The organism is Achromobacter sp. B7, assembly GCF_003600685.1.
GTDB classification, from domain to species: Bacteria; Pseudomonadota; Gammaproteobacteria; order Burkholderiales; family Burkholderiaceae_B; genus Achromobacter; species Achromobacter spanius_B.
Genome location: NZ_CP032084.1, coordinates 2270957 through 2293851 on the forward strand (window position 1 = coordinate 2270957; position 22895 = coordinate 2293851).

Here is a 22895-nt window from a genome sequence, read left to right on the forward strand (position 1 = left end):
TTGCCCACCATGCCCGCATCCTCGCCCACGCCTGCCCCCGTCGACTCGGCGGTTACGCGCTGGATGCCCGGGCTGTCTGTACTACGGTCATATCAAGCGGCTTGGCTTCCCAACGACCTGGCGGCGGGCCTGGCATTGGCCGCGATGCTGGTACCGGTGGGCATCGCCTATGCCGAGGCGTCGGGCGTGCCGGGCATCTACGGGCTTTACGCCACCATCGTGCCGCTGCTGGCCTATGCCATTTTTGGGCCAAGCCGCATCCTGGTGCTGGGGCCGGATTCGGCGCTGGCCGCGCCCATTCTTGCGGTGGTGCTGAGCGTGTCCGGGGGCGACCCCGTGCGCGCGGTGGCCGCGGCCAGCCTGATGGCCGTTATCGCCGGGCTGGTCTGCATCGTTCTGGGCTTGTTGCGCCTGGGGTTCATCACCGAACTGTTGTCCAAGCCCATACGCTATGGCTACATGAACGGCATTGCGCTCACCGTGCTTGTCAGCCAGCTGCCGAAATTGTTCGCCATTCCGATCGAAGGCGGCGGCCCCTTGCGCGAGCTGTGGCAATTGGGGCGGGCAGTGGCCGATGGCAAAACCAACGGCTATGCCTTCGCGGTAGGGGCGGCCAGTTTGGTGACGATCTTGCTGCTTAAGCGTTTTAAGCGCGTGCCCGGCATCTTGGTCGCCGTTGTCCTGGCCACATTGGCGGTCAGCATTTTTCGGCTGGATGTTCACGGCGTAAAAGTGCTGGGCGAGATCCCGCAGGGCTTGCCGACATTCACCTGGCCATGGCTGGATAACGCGGACTGGCTCACCATCATCGTCGGAGGCGGCGCGGTGGCGATGATTTCCTTCGCGGATACAAGCGTGCTGTCGCGAACCTACGCCGCGCGCACGCACTCCCATGTCGACCCAAATCAGGAAATGGTGGGCTTGGGCGTGGCCAACCTGGCGGCGGGATTCTTCCAGGGGTTTCCGATCAGCAGCAGCGCATCACGCACGCCCGTGGCCGAAGCGGCGGGTGCGCGCACGCAGCTGACGGGCGTGGTCGGGGCGGCGGCCGTGGCGCTTTTGCTGTTGTTGGCGCCTGACCTGCTGCGCTACCTGCCCAACAGCGCGTTGGCCGCCGTGGTGATCGCCGCGGCCATCGGCCTGTTCGAAATCAAGGACCTGCGCCGTATCCACCGCATCCAGCAATGGGAGTTCTGGCTGTCGATGTTGTGCTTTGCCGGCGTGGCGGCGTTTGGGGCGATACCCGGCATCGGCCTGGCGGTCGTCATCGCCATCATCGAGTTTCTGTGGGATGGCTGGCGGCCGCATTTCGCGGTGTTGGGGCGTGTGCCCAACTTGCGCGGCTATCACGACTTGAAGCGCTATCCAGATGCCGCACTGATCGACGGCCTGGTGCTGTTTCGCTGGGACGCGCCGCTATTCTTCGCCAATGCCGAGCTGTTTCAGCAACGGCTGTTGGAAGCCGTCGATGCCTCGCCCACGCCGGTGCGCCGGGTGGTGGTGGCGGCCGAACCCGTCACCAGCGTTGACGTGACCGCGGCGGACATGTTGCGCGAACTTGCCCAACATCTGTCCAAGGAAGGCGCGGCACTGCATTTTGCCGAGATGAAGGATCCGGTGCGGGACAAGCTCAAGCGCTTCGAGCTGGCGGAAATTTTTGGCGACGATCATTTCCATCCAACGGTGGAAAGCGCCGTGGAGCTTTATCTGGGCAAACGCGGCGCCGACGGTTGCGAGCAATAGCGCCAGGCGGTTCCGGCGTGGCTGGCGGCTACTGTTATCGCGCCGTGCGCTGATGCGGCACCAGCGGGGGCGTGGGCTGGCCGGCGATCACGTCCCAGAAGCCGGGCAGGAAGCACTCGGCCACCAGCAGCGGCTGGCCCTGGCGCCAGAAGACGGACCGTCTTGCCCACACGCGGTGGGCGTCTTGCGAGTGGCCGTCGGTGGGCAGCACGTCGCGCGCCGTGGCGTAGAACGGCACGGGCGAGGCCAGGCGGCGGCAGGCAAAGCGGGAACGGATGACGGTGCTGTCGTGATACAGCATGTCGGCCAGCGGCCGCGTCAGCAGGCGGCGCATGCCTTGCCACGCGCCATGCGATGCGCGTAGCGGCGTCAGGCTGCGGGCGGGCACGCTGTCCACGCCGTTCACCGACATCAGCACTTCGCGGATCCAGACCGGCGAGCCGGGCGCGATGCCCATGGCGCGGGCTTCGTCGGGCGGCGCGCCGTCGGCGTATTCGGCCAGCACGCGCAGGCGCACCTGGCCTACCTGGCGCAGGCCGGCGGTCAGGGCGCCGGGGCGAAACAGCCAGTGGCGCATGGCGGGGGGCAGGACGGGTGGCGCGACGGCCAGCCAGCCGGGAGCAAGCGGGGGGAGATGGGCGGCGGGTTTCATCATGGCTGCGTATTATGCCAAGCCCGAAGGGCGGCTCGCCAACGCATACAATACCGGCCATGGAAAAAGTACGAATCTCCAAGCTCATGTCCGAGCGCGGACTTTGCTCGCGCCGCGAGGCCGACAGCTATATCGAACGCGGCTGGGTCCGCGTGGACGGCGAAGTGGTGTCCGAACTGGGCGCCAAGGCGTTTCCGGATCAGGTCATCACGCTAGAGCGCGCCGCGCAGGCGCGCCAGACCTCGCGCGTGACCATCCTGATCAACAAGCCGGTGGGATATGTGTCGGGCCAGGCCGAAAAAGGCTATACGCCCGCCGTGGCGTTGATCGACTCGCGCTCGCGTTTTGCCGGCGACCGCCATCCGCAGCGCTTTGAACGCGCGCACCTGGACGGCCTGGCGGTGGCGGGGCGGTTGGACATCGATTCGCAAGGCTTGCTGGTGCTGACGCAAGACGGTCGCATCGCCAAGCACCTGATCGGCGAAGACTCCAGCGTGGACAAGGAATACCTGGTGCGGGTGCAGGGCGATTTGCCCGACCGTGGCCTGGAACTGCTGAATCACGGCCTGTCGCTGGACGGCAAGGCGCTGAAGCCCGCCCATGTGCGCTGGCAAAACCACGACCAGCTGCGCTTCGTTCTGCGCGAAGGCAAGAAACGCCAGATCCGCCGCATGTGCGAACTGGTCGGGCTGAAAGTCGTGGGCCTGAAGCGCGTGCGCATCGGCCGCGTGTCGCTGGGCGACCTGCCGCTGGGGCAGTGGCGGTATCTGCGCGACGACGAGGGCTTTTAACCCCGCTGTCGTTCAGCATCTAGTCAGCCTGGGCCCGCCCGGGCTGTTCTTTCTGGCCGACAAGTGAATTCGGGCGTCAGCAGATTTTTCAGTCTGTTTCGAACTTGCCGTTATTTCATGAAGGCGGGCGTATCCTTCGCTTGCCCGTTGCTGCCCAGGCGCTCCATCAGGAATTCGATGAAGATCCGGGTCTTGGCCGGCAGCAGCCGCGTCTCGGTCACGGCATAGACAGGGAAGGGGCCCAGTTGCCAGTCCGGCAATACGCGCCGCAACTGCCCTGATTGCTGTTCAGCCGTCTGGCCGCCCACCAGCACCGCGATGCCCGCGCCCAGCATGGCCAGCCGCCGCGCCATGGCGACGCCGTTGACCGAAAACCGGTTGCCCGGCGTGAATTCGATGTGCTGATCGCCGTTGCTGAGCGGCCATCGCGTGACGCGGCCCGCGCCTTCCGCGCGGAACTCAATGCACTCATGGCGAGTCAAGTCACTGGGATGTTTGGGTTCTCCGTGTTTTTCCAGGTAGTCGTGCGAGGCATACAGGTGGGCGGGCAGCATGCCCAGCAGCCGGGCGATTTGCGTCGAGTCGGGCAGGTCGCCGATTTCGATTGAGATATCGCAGGTCTGGAATACGCGCGAGGCGTGGTCCGGGTTTGCCAGGTCCAGGAAAAACGTGACGTCGGGATAGCGGCGGGAGAACTCCATGAACGATTCAGCCAGGAAGTCGGTGCCGAAATCCGCGGGCATGTTGACCCGCAGCGGCCCGGCCGGCGTGTCGACCAGCTTTTGCAGTTCTTCATGGGCGATCTGCGCCTCGGCCACGATGCGCTGGCAGCGTTCGAAGTACAGCCGCCCGGCATCGGTCAGCTCCACCTTGCGGGTGGTGCGGCTCAACAAGCGCAGCCCCACCGATTTTTCCAATTCGGCCACCTGGCGAGACAAGGTCGATTTCGGCACGCCCAGCGTTGCTGCAGCGCGGCTAAAACTACGTGTCTTGGCCACTTCGACGAAGAGTTCCATGCCTTGTAAGCGTTTCATGTCGAGATTCTTTCACAGACTTGGTGTGGGAAATTGTCCCATAAATGGAATGATGTTTTCTTTATCCGCCCCTTTGTTTCTGGGGCGGGATAACTCAGAATGCGGGTTCTGCAATGCAGCAATGCAATAAAGCCCTCTTGCGTTTTCAATGCCAATCCACCCATTCGATGCACAAGACCTCCCCCTTATCGTGGGCGGAGGCGGGCTCCTTTTTTGTCGGAAATCGGGAATATCTATGAATAAGAAAAGCGCTATGTGGCGCAGCGCGGCAGTGCTCACGCTGACGGCATCGGCTCTCACCCTGGCCGCTTGCGGCAAGAAACAAGACGCACCGCAGGCGGGCAAACCGCAAGTGACCGTGGTGACCCTGACCACGCAACCCGTTTCCCTGACCACCGAACTGCCGGGCCGCACGTCCGCGTTCCGCGTGGCCGAAGTGCGGCCCCAGGTGAACGGCATCGTGCAAAAGCGCCTGTTCACCGAAGGCGGCGAGGTCAAGGCCGGCCAGCAGCTCTATCAGATCGACCCGGCGCTGTACCAAGCCAGCCTCGACAGCCAGAAGGCTGCGCTGGCCCGCGCCCAGGCGCAGCAGAAGACGGCCGCCTTGCTGGCCGAACGCTACAAGCCGCTGGTGGCCACGCGCGCCGTCAGCCAACAGACCTACGACAACGCCGTGGCGTCGCGCGACCAGGCGGCGGCCGATGTGCTGTCGGCCAAGGCCGCGCTGGATACGGCGCGCATCAACCTCGTCTACACCAAGGTGCTGTCGCCCATCGACGGCATCATCGGCCGTTCCGCGGTGACCGAAGGCGCGCTGGTCACGGCCAACCAGACCGCCGCCCTGGCCTCGGTGCAGCAGATTGACCCGATCTACGTCGACGTGACGCAGTCCAGCGTGCAGCTGCTGCGCTTGCAGGACGCGCTGGCCAGCGGCCAGCTGAAGAAGGCCGATGGCGAACAAGCCGCGCTGGTGTCGCTGACCCTGGAAGACGGCTCGCAATACAAGCAGACCGGCAAACTGCAATTTTCGGAAGTCACGGTGGACCAGGGCACCGGTTCCATCACGTTGCGCGCGGTGTTCCCGAACCCCGACCGGCGCCTGTTGCCCGGCATGTTCGTGCGCGCGCGGCTGGCTGACGGCGTGGCCGCCGACGGGCTGCTGGTGCCGCAACGCGGCGTGACGCGCAACCAGCGTGGCCTGCCGACGGCGCTTGTCGTCAATGACAAGAACCAGGTCGAGCTGCGCCAACTGACGACCGACCGCGCCATTGGCGACAAGTGGCTGGTTACCGACGGCCTGGCCGCCGGCGACAAGGTGATCGTGGAAGGCTTGCAAATGGTGCGTCCGGGCGTCGAAGTCGTCGCTACCGAGGCTGGCGCCAACGCACAGCAGCCGCAGGCGGCCAATGCCGCCCCGGCCAAGCAGTAATCAGGGAGCCTTGCATGGCAAAGTTTTTTATCGATAGGCCGGTATTCGCGTGGGTGATCGCGATTGTGCTGATGATGGCCGGTGCGCTGTCCATCCTGCAATTGCCGGTCTCGCAGTACCCCAACATCGCCCCGCCCGCGATCGGCATCGCGGTGACCTACCCGGGTGCGTCCGCGCAAACCGTGCAGGACACCGTGGTGCAGGTCATCGAACAGCAGATGAACGGGCTGGACGGCTTGCAGTACATCTCGTCGGAAAGCAATTCCGACGGCAGCATGTCCATCACGCTGACGTTCAAGCAGGGCACCAACCCGGACACGGCGCAGGTGCAGGTGCAGAACAAGCTGGCGCTGGCGCAGCCTTTGTTGCCGCAGGAAGTGCAGCAGCAGGGTATCCGCGTCACCAAGGCCACGAAGAACTTCCTGATCGTGGCGGGCTTCGTGTCCACCGACGGCACGATGACCAAGGACGACCTGGCCGACTACGTGGCCTCGTACGTGCAGGATCCCATCAGCCGCACGCAGGGCGTGGGTGACTTCCAGCTGTTCGGCTCGCAGTACGCGATGCGGATCTGGCTGGACCCGGCCAAGCTCGTGAACTACGGGCTGACCACGGTGGACGTGGTGACGGCGATCAAGGAACAGAACGTGCAGGTGTCGTCCGGCCAGCTGGGCGGCCTGCCGTCCGTGCGCGGGCAGCAATTGAACGCCACCATCATCGGGCCGTCGCGCCTGGAGAAGCCGGAAGACTTCGGCCGCATCCTGCTCAAGGTCAACGCCGATGGCTCGCAAGTGCGTCTGGGCGATGTCTCGCGCATTGAACTGGGTGGGCAGACCTACGCCATCGACAGCTTCTACAACGGCAAGCCCGCCTCGGGCCTGGCGATCAAGCTGGCCCCGGGCGCCAACGCGCTGGACACGGCGCAGGCGGTGCGCGACACCATCAACAATCTGAAGCCGTACTTCCCGCCGGGCATGGACGTCGTCTATCCGTACGACACGACGCCGTTCGTCAGCCTGTCGATCCATGAAGTGTTCAAGACGCTGGTCGAAGCCATCATCCTGGTCTTCCTGGTGATGTACCTGTTCTTGCAGAACTTCCGCGCCACCATCATCCCCACGCTGGCCGTGCCGGTGGTGTTGCTGGGTACGTTCGGCGTGCTGGCCGCGTTCGGTTATTCCATCAACACCTTGACGATGTTCGGCATGGTGCTGGCCATTGGCCTGTTGGTGGACGATGCGATCGTGGTGGTGGAAAACGTGGAGCGGGTGATGGCCGAAGAGGGCTTGACGCCCAAGCAGGCCACGCGCAAATCCATGGGCCAGATCACGGGCGCGCTGATCGGTATTGCCATGGTGCTGGCCGCCGTGTTCATCCCGATGGCGTTCTTCGGCGGCTCCACCGGCGTGATCTACCGCCAGTTCTCGATCACGATCGTGTCCTCGATGGTGTTGTCGGTGCTGGTTGCCATCGTCTTCACGCCGGCCTTGTGCGCCACCTTGCTCAAGCCGATCCCCAAGGGCCATCACGGTACGAAGAAGGGTTTCTTCGGCTGGTTCAACCGCTCGTTCGAGCGCAGCAGCAACGGCTATGCCAATACCGTTGCGCGCGGGCTGAACCGCACCAAGCGCCTGATGATCGTGTACCTGGCGTTGGTCATTGCCATGGGCTGGCTGTTCACGCGTATTCCCACGGCCTTCCTGCCGGCCGAGGACCAGGGCATCTTGTTCGCCCAGATCCAGACGCCCGCCGGCGCCACCGCCGAAGCCACCAAGGCCGTCATCGACGACGCGACCAAGTACCTGCTGACCGAGGAAAAGGACGCCGTGACATCGGTGTTCGCCGTCAACGGCTTTAACTTCGGCGGCCGTGGCCAGAACGCGTCCATCCTGTTCATCAAGCTGCGCGACTGGGAAGAACGCGGCGACGCCAGGCTCAAGGCCGGCGCCGTGGCGGCGCGCGCCAACGCGCACTTCGGCAAGACCGAGCGCCGCGCGCAACTGTTCGTGGTGCCGCCGCCGTCCGTGATGGAATTGGGCAACGTCACCGGCTTTGACTTCCAGCTGATGGACCGCGCCGGCGTGGGCCACGAAAAGCTGCTTGCCGCGCGCAACCAGCTGCTGGGCGAAGCCGCCAAGAGCCCGGTGCTGGTGGGCGTGCGTCCCAACGGCATCGAAGACGCGCCGCAGTACCAACTGGATATCGACCGCGAAAAAGCGCGTGCGCTGGGCGTGGCCGTGTCGGACATCAACAGCACGCTGGCCACGGCGTGGGGGTCGTCGTACGTCAACGACTTCATCGACCGGGGCCGCGTGAAGAAGGTGTTCGCGCAGGGCGAGGCGTCCTCGCGCATGCTGCCGGAAGACCTGAACAAATGGTACGTACGCAACAATGCGGGCGACATGGTGCCGTTCTCGGCGTTCTCGAAAGCCACGTGGAGCTTCGGCCCGCAAAAGCTGAACCGCTATAACGGCGTGCCGTCCTACAACATCCAGGGCCAGGCGGCGCCGGGTTATAGCTCGGGCGCGGCCATGGAAGAAATGGAAAAGCTGGCGGCCAAGCTGCCGGTGGGCGTGGGCTTTGAATGGACGGGGCTGTCGTTCGAAGAACGCCTGTCCGGTTCGCAGGCCCCGGCGCTGTACGCCATTTCGTTGATCGTGGTGTTCCTGTGCCTGGCCGCGTTGTATGAAAGCTGGTCCATCCCGACGGCGGTGATGCTGGTGGTGCCGCTGGGCATTATCGGCGTGCTGCTGGCGACGCTGGCACGCGGGCTGTCCAACGACGTGTACTTCCAGGTGGGGCTGTTGACCACGGTGGGGCTGGCGGCCAAGAACGCGATTCTGATCGTGGAATTTGCCAAGGAACACTTCGAGTCTGGCGCAAGCCTGACGGAGTCGGCCATCCACGCCGCCCGCCAACGCTTGCGCCCCATCCTGATGACGTCGCTGGCGTTCATCCTGGGCGTGACGCCGCTGGCGATTTCGTCGGGCGCCGGTTCGGGCAGCCAGAACGCCATCGGCACGGGCGTGATCGGCGGCATGCTGACCGGCACGTTCCTGGCCATCTTCTTTGTTCCGGCCTTCTTCGTCATCATGCTGCGCGTGTTCAAGGTCAAGCGCATGAGCGAAAACCAAGACAAGCACGACACCAGCGCCAACGGCTCGCAGGAAGTGTCCGCCGAAGGACAACCGTAATGAAACTTCAGATGAGAACCTTGTTGTCTGTTTCCCTGGCGGCGGCCCTGGCGGGCTGCTCGCTGGCCCCGACCTACGAACGGCCCGACGCGCCCGTCAGCGCCAACTATCCCACGGGCGATGCCTACAAGGCCGATGGCTCGCAGCTGGCGCAGGGCATGTCCACCGCCGACGTCGGCTGGCGCGACTTCTTCAGCGACCCGCTGCTGCAACAGCTGATCGAACTGTCGCTGGCCAACAACCGCGACCTGCGCGTGGCCGCGTTGAACGTGGAAGCGGCGCGTGCACAGTACCGTATTCAGCGTGCCGACCTGCTGCCCAGCGTGGGCGTGGCCGGCAAGGAAACCGCGCAGCGCACGCCGGCCGACCTGTCGCCCAGCGGCAGCGCCACCACCAGCCACAACTACCAGGTGGGCGCCGCACTGTCGGCCTGGGAACTGGACCTGTTCGGCCGCATCCGCAGCCTGAGCGACCAGGCGCTGGAGTCTTATCTGGCGCTGGACGAAACGCGCACGGCCACGCAGCTGACGCTGATTGCCGAAGTGGCCAATGCCTATCTGACCTTGCGCGCCGACCAGGAATTGCTGGGCCTGACGCGTGACACGCTAAAGAGCCAGGAAGATTCGTTCAAGCTCACGCAGCAAAGCTACGACCAGGGGCTGTCCACGGCGCTGGACCTGAGCCAGGCGGAAGTGTCGCTGCGCACGGCCCAGCGCAACCTGTCGCAATACACGCGTCAGGCCGCGCAGGACCGCAATGCGTTGACGCTGCTGGTGGGCCAGCCGATGTCGCCGGAAATGGTGGCGGCGCTGGACCAGGCCGTAAAGCTGGATGACGGCATGTTGCCCACGACCTTGCCGGCCGGCTTGCCGTCGGATCTGTTGGCGCGCCGCCCGGACATCCGCGCGGCCGAACATCAGCTCAAGGGCGCCAACGCCAACATCGGCGCGGCGCGCGCGGCGTTCTTTCCCACCATCAGCCTGACCGGCCAGGCGGGCACCGCCAGCGCCAGCCTGGGCGGCTTGTTCGAAGGCGGTTCGGGCGCGTGGAGCTTCGTGCCGCAGATCACCGTGCCGATCTTCGCCGGCGGTTCGCTGCAAGCGAATCTGGATTTGGCCAAGGTGCAGAAGAACATCCAGGTGGCGCAGTACGAAAGGTCCATTCAGACGGGCTTTCGTGAAGTGGCCGACGCCTTGGCCGGGCGCGGCACGCTGGACGACCAGATCCAGGCGCAGCGCCTGCTGGTGGACGCCAACCAGCGCGCCTACGACGTGTCGGACCAGCGTTTCCGCCAGGGCATCGACGACTACCTGAGCGTGCTGGATTCGCAGCGTTCGCTGTACACGTCGCAGCAAGCGCTGGTGGATACGCGGCTGGCCCGGCTGTCCAACTTGGTTACCTTGTACAAGGTGCTGGGCGGCGGTTGGACCGAGCGCACGGTCACGGCTACGACCGCGCAGGGGTCGGGCGGGGGCGCGAGCGCAGGCTCGGGTTCGTAACCGCAACGGACTCGCCAAAAACAAAACGGGCCGATCGAAAGATCGGCCCGTTTTTTATTGATGCTTGCCTGGCAGGGCGTCAGGTGCGCTTGCGGGCGACAAGGCCAACCACGAACAGCACGATGATGGCGCCCACAACCGAGGCGATCCAGCCAGCCGGTTCGCCCTCTGCGTACCAACCCATCGTCTGACCCAGGAAACCGGCAACCACGGCGCCGACGATACCCAGGATGGTGGTCATGATGATCCCCATGTTCTGGTCTCCGGGCATGATGGCGCGGGCGATCAAGCCCACGATGAACCCGACGATGATCATGATGATAATGCTCATGCGCATACTCCTTGCTTTAATAAAAAGGGGGCGATGTGCACTGATGATACTCACGCTTTTTGGGGGGCGGCTGTAACAACTGGTATGTGGCGCGGCCATGCAACAAGTCGGGCAATCGGGCCTGGATGGTGTCCGGATCAGGAGGTAATGTCGATCAGTTGGGCGACGTCCTTGGTCAGCGCCGAGACGCTGTCGGTGTCAGACGCCAGCAGCCGCGCGTGGCCGTCCTTGTCGAAAATGTACACGCCACGGCTGTGCGTGACCTCGTACATGTCGGCGTCGTCGCCCGGGCGCGGCTTTTCAATCTGGTAGGCCACGCGGTAGCGCCGAGCCAGGTCCGCGATCTGTTTTTCGTCGCCCGTCACGCCGATGGCGTTGTTGTTGAAGGCGTTGACGTAGGCTTGCAGGATGTCGGGCGTGTCGCGGTGCGGGTCGACGCTGACGAACACGATGCGCACGTTCTTGGCCTTGTCGCCCAGGTTTTGCAGCACGGCTGTCAACTGCGCCATGGTGGTGGGGCAGATGTCCGGGCAACTGGCGTAGCCGAAGAACAGCATGACCGTCTTGCCCTTCAGGTCGTCGCTGCTGATGGTCTTGCCGCCCGCGCCGGGCAGCGAGAATTTCAGGTCGGGCAGATGCCCCTTGACGTTGTACAGCGTCCAGTCCACGTTCCGATCGCCGCAGGCGGCAAGAAACACGCAAAGGGCCAACAGCAGACCACGCCAGGCGCGGCCGGTAATGAGGTGTCGCATGAGTCTCAGGAAAGGCCGAAAGAGTTGTAGGAGCAATCCGTCCCGGATCAAGCCGGTCAAACCCGTTGATTCTACCTGCATGGATGCGGCGGGCCGGCGGCCGGCCAGGGGCACGGGGCGTTGGGCGCGCCCGGTTCTTGTCCTGGCGCAAACATCCGCTTCGGCCTGGGGCCCCGGGCCGATTTGTGAAGCTTTGTGGGGAGTGTGTTTTAGATGTCGCAAAGTCATTCCATCGACGATGCGCGCGGTCTATATTCAGAGCCTCGTCAGTAACGCAGCTACAGGAAGGTCCTGAACGTGGATATGGCATCCGGCACGGCAATTCGTTATCCGTTGTTCCCGTATTACCCCGCAGTAATCGACATCCTGCATAACCGCAACGCCGGCCGCGTGCTGGACGCGCCCTGCGGAACAGGCTGGCTGGGCGATATGCTCTCGGCCCAGGGCAGCCGGCAAATTGCCGTGGACGGCGTAGGCCTGTGGGAATTTCCGCCCGCCGACGCCGGCTATCAGTCAGTCACCGAGCACGATCTGGACACGCCCCTGAAGGTGGACACCGCCTACGACGCGGTGGTGTGCTGCGAGGCGATCCACCTGATGACCAACCCGGGCGTGCTGGCGCAGAGCCTGTACCAGGCGCTGCGGCCGGGCGGTACCTTGATCGTCACCACGCCGAATACGTGGTATCTGCGGTCAAGGTGGCAATTTCTGATGCGCGGGTTTCATTCCGGCTTTCGTCCCATGGTGGGCAAGCAGCGCGGCGTGGATTACATCGCGTATTTTCCGTTCAGCTTTCCGCAACTGCACCTGCTGCTGACGCATTACGGCTACACGGACATTACGCTGCATGAAGTCAACGAGCCCAAGCCCAAGCGCATGATCGAGCGTCTGCTGGCCGTGCCGTCGCGCCTGTATTACCGAGGCCGGGTGAAGGGGGCCGAGAACGAAGACGTGCGTCGATTCTGGAAGCAGGCCGGGTCGGATCAGTCGGTGTATGGACGCTGGCTGGTGGTGTCGGCGCGTCGTCCGGACGAGCCGGTGCCTGCGCAGACGCAGGCGTAGGTGACGGGGAAAGGCGAAGCGAAGTCGAAGCCGAAGTCGAAGTCGAAGTCGAAGCCGAAGTCGAAGCCCTAGCCGTAGCCGTAGCCCTAGGCGCAGGCGCAAAAAAGCCCGCAGCGGATTGCAACCGCTGCGGGCTTTTTTGCGCGGGGCAGGGCGATCAGCTGCCGCTCATTCCACTGTGGCGCAGCAGGGCGTCGATGCGAGGCTCCCGGCCGCGGAACGCGGCGAACGATTCGGCCGCCGGGCGCGAGCCGCCCACGGCCAGCACTTCGCGCCGGAAGCGCGCGCCGGTTTCCGGGTCCAGCGTGCCCAAGGGGTTGCCCGGCTGCTTGGCCGCGGCTTCCTCGAAGGCCTCGTACGCGTCGGCCGACAGCACTTCCGCCCACTTGTAGCTGTAGTAGCCCGCGCCGTAGCCGCCGGCGAACAGGTGCGAAAACGCGTGCGGCAGACGATGCCACGACGGCGGGAACAGCACGGCCACTTCCTGGCGCACTTCCTGCAACAGCGCCAGCACTTCCGTAATGGTGGCGCCGTTGGGGCGGTCGTGCATCAACATGTCGAACAGGGCAAATTCGATCTGGCGCACCGCCTGCATGCCGCTTTGGAAATTGCGCGCGGCGACCAGGCGGTCGTAAAGCGCGCGCGGCAGCGGCTCACCGGTGTCCACGTGCGCCGACAGCTTTTGCACCACGGCCCATTCCCAGCAGAAGTTCTCCATGAACTGCGACGGCAGTTCGATAGCATCCCATTCAACGCTGGCGAAGGCCGCCGCGCCGGGTTCGTCCACCTCGGACAGCAGCGCGTGCAGCGCATGACCGGTTTCGTGGAACAGCGTGATGACGTCGTCGTGCGTAAGCACGGCGGCGCGGTCGCCGTTGGGGCGCGAGAAGTTGCAGGTCAGGTAGACCACGGGCGTTTGCACGTGGCCGGCGACGACGCGGCGGGCGCGTTCGCTGTCGACCCAGGCGCCGCTTTGCTTGCCCGAGCGGGCATACAGGTCCAGGTACAGATAGCCGATCAAGCCGCCATCCGCGCGCTCGACGCGCACGCCGCGCGCGTCGCTGTGCCAGGTGGAGACGGGCGTTTCGGTCAGGCGCACGTCGAACAGTTTTTCGATGACGTCGAACAGGCCGGCCAGCACACGCGGTTCGGTGAAGTACTGCTTCACTTCGTCTTCGGAATACGCATAGCGCGATTCGCGCAGGCGTTCCGAAGCAAAGGCCACGTCCCAGGGTTGCAGCTCGTCCAGGCCCAGTTCGCCCGTGGCGTAGGCCTTGAGCTCGGCCAGGTCGCGTTGCGCAAACGGTTTGGCGCGGGCGGCCAGGTCACGCAAAAAGACGGTGACTTCGCCGGCGTCGCGCGCCATGCGGGTCTGCAAGCGCAGCGAGGCGTAGGTGCCCAGGCCCAGCAGGCCGGATTCTTCGGCGCGCAGCGACAGCAGCTCTTCGATCAGGGGGGAATTGTCGAACTTGGCATCGCCTTGTTCGGATGCCACGGTGCCGTAGCCGCGATACAGCGCTTCGCGCAGCGTGCGGTCTTGCGCGTACTGCATCACGGGCAGGTAGCACGGCATTTTCAGGGTCAGCTTCCAGCCCGTCTTGCCGTCTTCTGCGGCGGCGGCGCGGGCGGCGGACAGCACATCGGCCGGGATGCCGGCCAGGCGCGATTCATCGTCCACCAGCAGCGACCAGGCGTCGATGGCGTCCAGCACGTTCTCGGAAAACTTCTGCGACGCCTGCGCTTCGCGGTCGGAGATCTGCGCGTAGCGTTCGCGATCGGCGCCTTGCAATTCCACGCCGCTCAAGCGGAAGTCGCGCAGCGCCATGTCGACGATGCGGCGGCGCACGGGCGACCACGATGCAAAGTCGGGCGCGGCGGCCAGACGCTGGTATTGCTGGTACAGGCCTTCGTGCAGCCCGACCCAGGTTGAAAATTCGGTGATCAGCGGCAGCGCGGCGTTATAGGCTTCGCGCAGTTCGGGCGTGTTGACGACAGCGTTCAAGTGGCCGGCCACCGACCAGGCGCGCCACAGGCGTTCAGAGGCGGTGTCCAGCGGTTCCACCACGGCTTCCCAGGTGGGCGCCAGCGCGGCATCGGCGGCGTGGTCCACGGCCTTGCGGGCGATGCCCAGCAGTTCTTCCACGGCCGGCACGATGTGCTCGGGCTTGACGGCCGCGTAGTCGACCAGATCGGAAACGGGGGCAAGCAAGGGGTTCTGGGTCATGGTGTTACCGGGATCGGGATGTGAAAAGGCGGGGGGCGGACCCAGCACGGTGCCCAACGAAGGCACGCGGGGCCGCAAAGACATAAGGATCAGATAGGGACGATCCGCCCGAAAGCAAGGGCAGTCAAGCCCACATGCGGCAAGGGCAACGCGCAGCCGTTGGCGGCCTGCGCATTGCCCTTGTGATGGGTCTGGAACGTGTCAGCCCGCCGCGCGTTCGGCGGCTTCGACCGTGTTGACCAGCAGCATGGCGATGGTCATGGGGCCCACGCCACCCGGCACGGGCGTGATGGCGCCGGCAACTTCCTTGGCGGACGCGAAGTCCACGTCGCCGCACAGCTTGCCGTCTTCGCCACGGTTGATGCCCACGTCGATGACCACGGCGCCGGGCTTGATCATCGAACCGTCGATCATGCCGGGCTTGCCGGTGGCCACCACCAGGACGTCGGCGCGGCGGGTCTGGGCCGCCAGGTCGCGCGTCTTGGAATTGCAGATGGTGATGGTGGCGCCGGCGGCAAGCAGCAACATGGCCATCGGCTTGCCGACGATGTTGCTGGCGCCGACGATCACGGCTTCCGCGCCGCGCAGCGTCACGCCTTCCGATTCCAGCATCTTCATCACGCCGTAGGGCGTGCAGGGGCGGAACAGCGGCTGGCCGGTCATGAGCAGGCCGGCGTTGCTGATGTGAAAGCCGTCCACGTCCTTCTCGGCCGAAATGGCTTCGATGACCTTGTGGGCATCCATGTGCTTGGGCAGCGGCAACTGCACCAGGATGCCGTGGATGGTGGGGTCCTGGTTCAACACGGCGATGCGGGCCAGCAGTTCGGCCTCGGTCATCTCGGCCGGGTACTGTTCCTTGACAGAATGCAGGCCGGCTTTTTCGCAGGCGGCAACCTTGTTGCGCACGTAAACCTGGGACGCGGGGTCCGCGCCCACCAGCACCACGGCCAGACCCGGGCGCGTGCCCTTGGCCGCCAGGGTGGCGACGCGCTGGGCGACTTCTTCACGAATGCGCAGCGACAGGGCCGCGCCGTCAATAATCCTGGCGGTCATGCATGCGCCTCGGGTTTGGCCAAGGCCACTTTCATCAAATCAGCAACGGTAGTCACTTCTAGTTTTTCCATAATGTTGGCGCGATGCGCCTCGACGGTCTTGATGCTGATGCCCAGGTCGTCGGCAATCTGCTTGTTCAAGCGGCCGGCGACGATGCGCTCCAGCACCTGCTGCTCGCGCGCGGTCAGGCGTGCCAGCATGGCTTCGTGGTCCTTTTGGGCCTGGTGCTTGGACACGCGCTGCGTGGCTTGCTCAAGCATGCGCGCAACGATCTCGCGCAGGTCCGATTCGTTGAAGGGCTTTTCCAGGAAGTCGACGGCGCCTTTCTTCATCGTGGAAACGGCCATGGGCACGTCGCCGTGGCCGGTGATGAAGACGATGGGTAGCGGCGCGTTGCGGGCGATAAGCTGCTCCTGGAGTTCCAGGCCGCTCATGCCGGGCATGCGCACGTCGGCGATCAGCACGCCGATCTGGCTGGCGTCGTAGTCTTCCAGGAAGGATTCGCCGCTGGCATAGGCGCGAACGCGATAGCCATTGGCTTCCAACAGCCAGCGCAGCGAATCGCGGACCGCTTCGTCGTCGTCAACTATGAATACCGTGCTCGACAGGTGGGGCGTGTTCATGCGTGCAACTCCTCGGACTGATCATTCTGGGCCTGCGGCTGGGAAGCAGCGCAGGGCAGGGTAAAGCGGAAAATAGTACCGCCAGCGGGGTTGGGGTCCGCCCACAGGCGGCCATGGTGCGATTCAATAATGGTACGGCAGATGTTCAGCCCCATGCCCAGGCCCTGGGTCTTGGTGCTGAAGAACGGTTCGAACAGGCGTTCGGGCTCGGCCAGGCCATGGCCGCGGTCCACCACGGCCACTTCTATATGTTGCTCGTGCAGGATCACGGCGACTTTCAATTCGTCCGATTCGCTGTTTTCCATGGCTTCCAGCCCGTTCTTGAGCAGGTTCAACAGCACCTGTTCGATCAGGATGGGGTCGGCCAGCACGTCGGGCGCATTCGACGGCACGAAGCTGTCGATGCGGATGCGGCGCTTGCGGGCGTCGATTTCGGCAAAGCCGATGGCGTTGTCGACAATGCGGCCGATAGCCACGCGTTGGCGGCGCGGCTCGCTGCGCTTCACGAATTCGCGGATGCGGCTGATGATCTTGCCCGCGCGTTCGGCCTGCGACGCGGCTTTTTCCAGCGCGGGCAGCAGCATGTTGGGGCTGGTGTGGCCGGCCTTGACCAAGGCCACCGCGCCCATGCTGTAGTTGGCGATGGCCGTCAGCGGCTGGTTCAGTTCGTGCGCCAGCGACGAGGCCATTTCGCCCATCGTCGTCAGGCGGCTGGTCAGCTGAATCTTTTCCTGCTGCACGCGGGACGCTTCTTCGTGGCCACGGCGCTCGGTGATGTCGCGCGCCACCTGCATGCGCACGCGGCGGCCGTCCGTCCAGGCCAGCATGCGGTGGTGCACTTCAAACCAGCGCTGCACCGACGGCGCGAACACTTCCACGGATTCATCGGTGAAGCGGCCACGGCGGCCGGCCAGCAGTTCGTCGTGGCCGCCCGTCTGCGCGCCGAAAACGCGGCGGTAGGTGCGGTTGGCAAACAGCAGTTCCAGGCCGTCGTGGGTGTCCGCCGTGACCGAGATGGCGTCGTCCAGGCCTTCCAGCACCGTCATGAAGCGTTCGTGCGCGGCGGTCAGGGCTTCGCGGATGCGCTTGGGTTCGGTGATGTCGGTCATCGACGTCATCCAGCCGATCTGGTTGCCGTTCGGGTCCAGCAGCGGCGACACATACATGCGCGCGGTGAAGCGCGACCCGTCGCGCCGTTGCGCTTCCACTTCCAGGCCGCTGCTGGGCGTCTTGCCCGACATCAGGACGTCCAGCGTGTGCTGGTGTTGTTCATGGCGGCCGGGCACCCAATAAGGAAAGGGCGGGCTGCGGCCGATCAGGTCGGCTTCGTTCCAGCCGATCATGCGGCAGAACGCGGGGTTCACGTAGGCGATGCGGCCTTCCATATCCAGCACGCGCATGCCGGTGGACATGGAATTTTCCATAGCGCGGCGAAAGCCGGTCTCGGCGATGAGCGCGGCTTCGGCGGTGGAACGAAAGCGGGTATAGCGCCACAGCATCAACAGGCTGATGACGATCACGCAGGACAATGCCAGCACCACCCATATCAGGCGCTGCTGGCGCATTTCCTGGTCGATCGTCACAAACATGACGCTATCGTCATGAATGCGTTGCAGCCAGAAGAACACCCCCATCACACAGATGTACAGGATCAGCACCATGACAGGCGTGACCCAATACACGCCGCGGCGGCGAGTGCGGGCGTGATCGTGGAACGGCGTAGGAATATTGGACTTGGGCGCGCTGGACATGGAATTCGGGCCAGATAGACCGCGCATTTTAGTGCGTGTTGGGCGGGAATTGCCGGGAATCAAGCCCTGCTTTTGGCCTAGGCCATAAAAAGACGCGTCAGAGGCCGTTCAGCGGATGGTCAACATTTCGCATTATGAAATGCCGTACCGCAACATGAAATTTTCCTTGCGACCGGTTAATCTTCTTTCTTAGAATGCCGGCTGATAGGGAACCGACCCAAAGCAGGTCTCTAGAAAAACACCCCGACCCATGCCTGACATGGTAGCCCGGATGATCCCGGCTACCATGCAGAGTCCGCGAGTTGAACCATCAAGCGGGTGTGGTCACGACGAACCCCAACAGGAGACACACGATGTCCTCTTTCGCCCAGGCTGGCGCCCCGCAGGCTGCCAACGACGAAGACACCCTTGAAACCCAGGAGTGGCTCGAAGCCCTGGCGGCAGTCCTTGATCGCGAAGGGCCGCAGCGCGCGCACTACCTGCTGGAACGCCTGATCGACGAAGCGCGTCGTTCGGGTGCCCACATCCCGTTCTCGCCGAATACCGCTTACGTCAACACGATTCCGCCGGGCCTGGAGCCCGCGCATCCGGGCAACCTGGAACTGGAAACGCGTATCCGCTCGTATGTGCGCTGGAACGCCATGGCCATGGTCGTCAAGGCCAACAAGCACAACCCGCCGGACGGCGGCGACCTGGGCGGCCACATCGCATCGTTTGCCTCGCTGGCCACCATGATCGGCTGCGGCCAGAACCACTTCTGGCACGCCGAAGACGAAAACCACGGCGGTGACCTGGTCTACTTCCAGGGCCACACGTCGCCCGGCATGTACGGCCGCGCCTACCTTGAAGGCCGCCTGACCGAAGAACAGCTGAACCACTTCCGCCAGGAAGTGGACGGCAAGGGCCTGTCGTCCTACCCGCACCCGAAGCTGATGCCGGATTTCTGGCAATTCCCGACGGTGTCGATGGGCCTGGGCCCGCTGATGGCCATCTATCAAGCCCGCTTCCTGAAGTACCTGCACGCCCGCGGCATTGCCGACACCAGCAACCGCAAGGTCTGGGTATTCTGCGGCGACGGCGAAATGGACGAACCGGAATCGCTGGGCGCCATCGCCCTGGCCGCGCGCGAAAAGCTCGACAACCTGATCTTCGTGGTGAACTGCAACCTGCAACGCCTGGACGGCCCGGTGCGCGGCAACGGCAAGATCATCCAGGAACTGGAAGGCGACTTCCGCGGTTCCGGCTGGAACGTCATCAAGCTGATCTGGGGCGGTTACTGGGATCCGCTGCTTGCGCACGACAAGGAAGGCATCCTGCGCCAGATCATGGAAGAAACCGTGGACGGCGAGTACCAGGCGTACAAGGCCAACGACGGCAAGTTCGTCCGTGAACATTTCTTTGGCAAGCACCCCAAGCTGCTGGAAGCCGTCTCGCGCATGAGCGACGAAGACATCTGGCGCCTGAACCGTGGCGGCCACGACCCCCACAAGGTGTACGCCGCGTTCGACGCCGCCACCAGCCACACCGGGCAACCCACCGTCATCCTGGCCAAGACCATCAAGGGCTACGGCATGGGCCACGTGGGCCAGGCCAAGAACCCGACCCACCAGCAAAAGAAGCTGGAACTCGAATCCATCCGCGAATTCCGCGATCGCTTCGGCATCCCGATTCCGGACGACAAGCTGGAAGACCTGCCGTACTTCAAGCCGGCCGAAGATTCGCCCGAAATGAAGTACCTGCACGAGCGCCGCGCCGCGCTGGGCGGCTATCTGCCGCGCCGCCGCGCCAAGGCCGACGAGCAGCTCAAGGCCCCCGCGCTGGACGCCTTCAAGGCCGTGCTGGAACCCACTGCCGAAGGCCGTGAAATTTCCACCACGCAAGCCTTCGTTCGCATCCTGAACCAGGTGCTGCGCGACAAGGAACTGGGTCCGCGCGTGGTGCCGATCCTGGCCGACGAATCGCGTACCTTCGGTATGGAAGGCCTGTTCCGCCAGATCGGCATCTATGCCCCGGAAGGCCAGAAGTACATCCCGGTCGATAAGGACCAGGTCATGTACTACAAGGAGTCGGCCGACGGCCAGCTGCTGCAGGAAGGCATCAACGAAGCGGGTGCAATGAGCTCGTGGATCGCGGCGGCCACGTCGTATTCCTCGAACAACCGCATCATGATTCCGTTCTTCATCTACTACTCGATGTTCGGGTTCCAGCGCATTGGCGATCTGGCCTGGGCGGCGGGCGACATGCAGGCGCGCGGCTTCCTGTTGGGCGGCACTGCCGGCCGCACGACGCTGAACGGCGAAGGCTTGCAGCACGAAGACGGCCACAGCCACATCCTGGCGTCCACCATCCCGAACTGCGTGTCGTACGACCCGACGTTCGGCCATGAGCTGGCCGTGATCATCCAGCATGGCTTGAAGCGCATGGTGGAAGACCAGGAAAACGTCTATTACTACCTGACGGTGATGAACGAAAACTACCCGCAGCCCGGTCTGACCCAGGGCGACGAGGAAGGCATCATCAAGGGCATGTACAAGCTGAAGACGCACGGCAAGGGCAAGAACCGCGTGCAGCTGATGGGCTCGGGCACGATCCTGCGCGAAGTCATGGCTGCGCAGGAACTGCTGGACGCCGACTGGGGCGTGGCATCGGATCTGTGGAGCGTCACCAGCTTCACCGAACTGCGCCGCAACGGCCTGGACGCCGAGCGCCACAACATGCTGCACCCCGACGAGAAAAAGCCGCAAGTGGCTTACGTCACGGAACAGCTGGCCAAGACGGAAGGCCCGATCATCGCGTCGACCGACTACATGAAGCTCTTTGCCGACCAGATCCGTCCGTTCGTGCCCAAGGGCCGCGAATACAAGGTGCTGGGCACCGACGGTTTCGGCCGCTCGGACTTCCGCGCCAAGCTGCGTGAGCACTTCGAAGTGGATCGCCACTTTGTCGTGGTCGCCGCGCTGCGCGCGCTGGCAGACGAAGGCAAGGTTCCGATGGCCAAGGTGGCGGAAGCCATCAAGAAGTACGGCATCAATCCGAACAAAGCCAACCCGCAATACGCCTGAGGGTAAAGAGACATGAGCAACATCGTGCAAATCAAGGTTCCCGATATCGGCGACTTCAAGGAAGTGGAAGTCATTGAGGTGTTGGTGGCGGTGGGCGACACGATCAAGGCCGAACAAAGCCTGATCACCGTCGAGTCCGACAAGGCGTCGATGGAAATTCCCGCGTCGCAAGGCGGCGTGGTGAAGTCCATCTCTGTGAAGGTGGGCGACAAGGTTGCCGAAGGCGCGGTCGTGCTGGAAGTGGAAGCCGAAGCCGAAGGCTCGGGCGCCGCCCCGGCCGCCAAGGAAGAGGCCCCCAAGGCCGCTGCCAAGGAAGCGCCGAAGCAGGCTGCTGCCGCTGCCCCCGCCGCCAAGGCGCAAGCCGCCGCGCCTGCCGCTGCCAGCGGCCCGGTCAATATCGAAGTGCCGGACATCGGCGACTTCAAGGAAGTGGAAGTCATCGAAGTGATGGTCGCCGTGGGCGACACCATCAAGGCCGAGCAAAGCCTGATCACCGTGGAGTCCGACAAGGCCTCGATGGAGATTCCGGCCTCGCAAGGCGGCGTGGTCAAGGAAGTGAAGGTCAAGGTTGGCGACAAGGTGGCCAAGGGTTCGGTGGTGGTCGTCGTTGAAGGCGACGCCGGCGCTGCCCCTGCTGCCACGTCCGACGCCAAGCCGGAAGCCAAGGCCGAAGCTAAGACCGAAGCGAAAGCAGAATCCAAGGCTGAAGCGCCTGCTGCTGCTCCTGCTTCGCGCCCGGCACCCGCCGCCGCGCTGGAAGACCCCAACCTGAAGCCCGGCCAACTGCCCCACGCGTCCCCGTCCGTGCGCAAGTTCGCGCGCGAGCTGGGCGTAAACCTCAGCAAGGTCAAGGGTTCGGGTCCCAAGGAACGCATTACCGCCGACGACGTGCGCGGTTTCGTCAAGCAGGCGCTGGCCGCTGCACCGGCTGCCGCAGCCGGCGGTTCGGCCGATGGCGCTGCGCTGGGCCTGTTGCCGTGGCCCAAGGTCGACTTCACCAAGTTCGGCCCGATCGAAGCCAAGCCGCTGTCGCGCATCAAGAAGATTTCCGGCGCGAACCTGCACCGCAACTGGGTCATGATCCCGCACGTCACCAACAACGACGAAGCGGACATCACCGACCTGGAAGCGCTGCGCGTCACGCTGAACAAGGAAAACGAGAAGTCGGGCATCAAGGTCACGATGCTGGCCTTCCTGATCAAGGCCGTGGTCGCCGCCTTGAAGAAATTCCCCGAGTTCAACGCGTCGCTGGATGGCGACAACCTGGTGCTCAAGCAGTACTACCACATCGGTTTCGCCGCCGACACGCCCAACGGGCTGGTCGTGCCGGTGATTCGCGACGCCGACAAGAAGGGCATCTTGCAGATCGCGCAAGAAATGACGGACCTGTCCAAGAAGGCGCGCGACGGCAAGATCTCGCCCGCTGAAATGCAGGGCGGCTGCTTCTCGATTTCGTCCTTGGGCGGTATCGGCGGCACGTCGTTCACGCCGATCATCAACGCGCCCGAAGTGGCCATCCTGGGTGTGTCGCGTTCGGCGCACAAGCCCGTCTGGGACGGCAAGCAGTTCGTGCCGCGCCTGATGGTGCCGCTGTCGCTGTCGTACGACCACCGCGTCATCGACGGCGCCTCCGCTGCCCGCTTCAACGCCTATCTGGGCGCCTTGCTGGCCGACTTCCGCCGCATCGCGCTGTAA

At 64.4% G+C, this 22895-nt stretch carries 16 protein-coding genes; 8 read left to right on the top strand and 8 right to left on the bottom strand.

Features of this window, described 5'->3' with window-relative positions:
• The first annotated feature begins 9 nt into the window (after positions 1–9).
• The gene (locus tag DVB37_RS10225) at positions 10–1743 is read left to right on the top strand and encodes a SulP family inorganic anion transporter (RefSeq protein ID WP_120154962.1); all 1734 of its coding nucleotides are present in this window, start codon (positions 10–12) and stop codon (positions 1741–1743) included.
• Between the two features lie 34 nt (positions 1744–1777).
• Here the strand turns inward: DVB37_RS10225 and DVB37_RS10230 are convergent, their stop codons facing one another.
• Entirely contained in the window at positions 1778–2398 is a 621-nt protein-coding gene (locus DVB37_RS10230; protein ID WP_046806414.1) for a chorismate lyase, read from the bottom strand.
• Positions 2399–2454: 56 nt separating this feature from the next.
• Between DVB37_RS10230 and DVB37_RS10235 the strand changes: the two genes are divergently transcribed.
• Positions 2455–3186, top strand: a complete 732-nt coding sequence (locus DVB37_RS10235) for a pseudouridine synthase (RefSeq protein ID WP_046806415.1) — start codon at positions 2455–2457, stop codon at positions 3184–3186.
• A 110-nt stretch (positions 3187–3296) separates the two neighbouring features.
• Here the strand turns inward: DVB37_RS10235 and DVB37_RS10240 are convergent, their stop codons facing one another.
• Positions 3297–4202, bottom strand: coding sequence for a LysR family transcriptional regulator (locus DVB37_RS10240; RefSeq protein ID WP_046806416.1), 906 nt, complete (start codon positions 4200–4202; stop codon positions 3297–3299).
• 271 nt (positions 4203–4473) lie between these two features.
• Here DVB37_RS10240 and DVB37_RS10245 point away from each other — a divergent pair, with 271 nt between their 5' ends.
• Genes DVB37_RS10245 through adeC form a run of 3 tightly spaced genes read left to right on the top strand, consistent with a single transcriptional unit; the run spans position 4474 to position 10342 of the window.
• A complete protein-coding gene (locus DVB37_RS10245) occupies positions 4474–5649 on the top strand; it encodes an efflux RND transporter periplasmic adaptor subunit (RefSeq protein ID WP_104144953.1) in 1176 nt (391 codons plus the stop codon).
• A gap of 14 nt (positions 5650–5663) precedes the next feature.
• A complete protein-coding gene (locus tag DVB37_RS10250; RefSeq protein WP_120154964.1) occupies positions 5664–8843 on the top strand; it encodes an efflux RND transporter permease subunit in 3180 nt (1059 codons plus the stop codon).
• Entirely contained in the window at positions 8843–10342 is a 1500-nt protein-coding gene (adeC, locus tag DVB37_RS10255) for an AdeC/AdeK/OprM family multidrug efflux complex outer membrane factor (protein ID WP_120154966.1), read from the top strand. The genes DVB37_RS10250 and adeC overlap by 1 nt, the downstream gene beginning before the upstream one ends.
• Before the next feature lie 79 nt (positions 10343–10421).
• Here the strand turns inward: adeC and DVB37_RS10260 are convergent, their stop codons facing one another.
• Together DVB37_RS10260 and DVB37_RS10265 are read right to left on the bottom strand one after the other, a co-directional pair.
• A complete protein-coding gene (locus DVB37_RS10260; RefSeq protein WP_046806420.1) occupies positions 10422–10673 on the bottom strand; it encodes a GlsB/YeaQ/YmgE family stress response membrane protein in 252 nt (83 codons plus the stop codon).
• A gap of 137 nt (positions 10674–10810) precedes the next feature.
• The gene (locus tag DVB37_RS10265) at positions 10811–11425 is read right to left on the bottom strand and encodes an SCO family protein (protein WP_046806421.1); all 615 of its coding nucleotides are present in this window, start codon (positions 11423–11425) and stop codon (positions 10811–10813) included.
• 303 nt (positions 11426–11728) lie between these two features.
• Between DVB37_RS10265 and DVB37_RS10270 the strand changes: the two genes are divergently transcribed.
• A complete protein-coding gene (locus DVB37_RS10270; protein WP_205571617.1) occupies positions 11729–12487 on the top strand; it encodes a bifunctional 2-polyprenyl-6-hydroxyphenol methylase/3-demethylubiquinol 3-O-methyltransferase UbiG in 759 nt (252 codons plus the stop codon).
• A gap of 157 nt (positions 12488–12644) precedes the next feature.
• On the opposite strand, the gene DVB37_RS10275 is transcribed toward DVB37_RS10270, so the two are convergent.
• From DVB37_RS10275 to DVB37_RS10290, 4 genes are all read right to left on the bottom strand, one after another.
• Positions 12645–14711, bottom strand: coding sequence for a M3 family metallopeptidase (locus DVB37_RS10275; RefSeq protein WP_120157442.1), 2067 nt, complete (start codon positions 14709–14711; stop codon positions 12645–12647).
• Positions 14712–14912: 201 nt separating this feature from the next.
• The gene (gene folD, locus DVB37_RS10280) at positions 14913–15764 is read right to left on the bottom strand and encodes a bifunctional methylenetetrahydrofolate dehydrogenase/methenyltetrahydrofolate cyclohydrolase FolD (protein ID WP_120154968.1); all 852 of its coding nucleotides are present in this window, start codon (positions 15762–15764) and stop codon (positions 14913–14915) included.
• Positions 15761–16387 carry a response regulator transcription factor gene (locus DVB37_RS10285; protein ID WP_006219003.1) on the bottom strand — a complete coding sequence of 209 codons (627 nt, stop codon included), beginning with the start codon at positions 16385–16387 and terminating at the stop codon, positions 15761–15763. The genes folD and DVB37_RS10285 overlap by 4 nt, the downstream gene beginning before the upstream one ends.
• Positions 16384–18138 carry a PAS domain S-box protein gene (locus tag DVB37_RS10290; protein ID WP_120154970.1) on the bottom strand — a complete coding sequence of 585 codons (1755 nt, stop codon included), beginning with the start codon at positions 18136–18138 and terminating at the stop codon, positions 16384–16386. Before DVB37_RS10290 ends, DVB37_RS10285 begins: the two co-directional genes overlap by 4 nt.
• Positions 18139–18491: 353 nt before the next feature.
• Between DVB37_RS10290 and aceE the strand changes: the two genes are divergently transcribed.
• Both aceE and aceF read left to right on the top strand, forming a co-directional pair.
• Positions 18492–21200 carry a pyruvate dehydrogenase (acetyl-transferring), homodimeric type gene (gene aceE / locus DVB37_RS10295; RefSeq protein ID WP_046806424.1) on the top strand — a complete coding sequence of 903 codons (2709 nt, stop codon included), beginning with the start codon at positions 18492–18494 and terminating at the stop codon, positions 21198–21200.
• Positions 21201–21212: 12 nt separating this feature from the next.
• Positions 21213–22895, top strand: a complete 1683-nt coding sequence (gene aceF, locus DVB37_RS10300; protein WP_120154972.1) for a dihydrolipoyllysine-residue acetyltransferase — start codon at positions 21213–21215, stop codon at positions 22893–22895.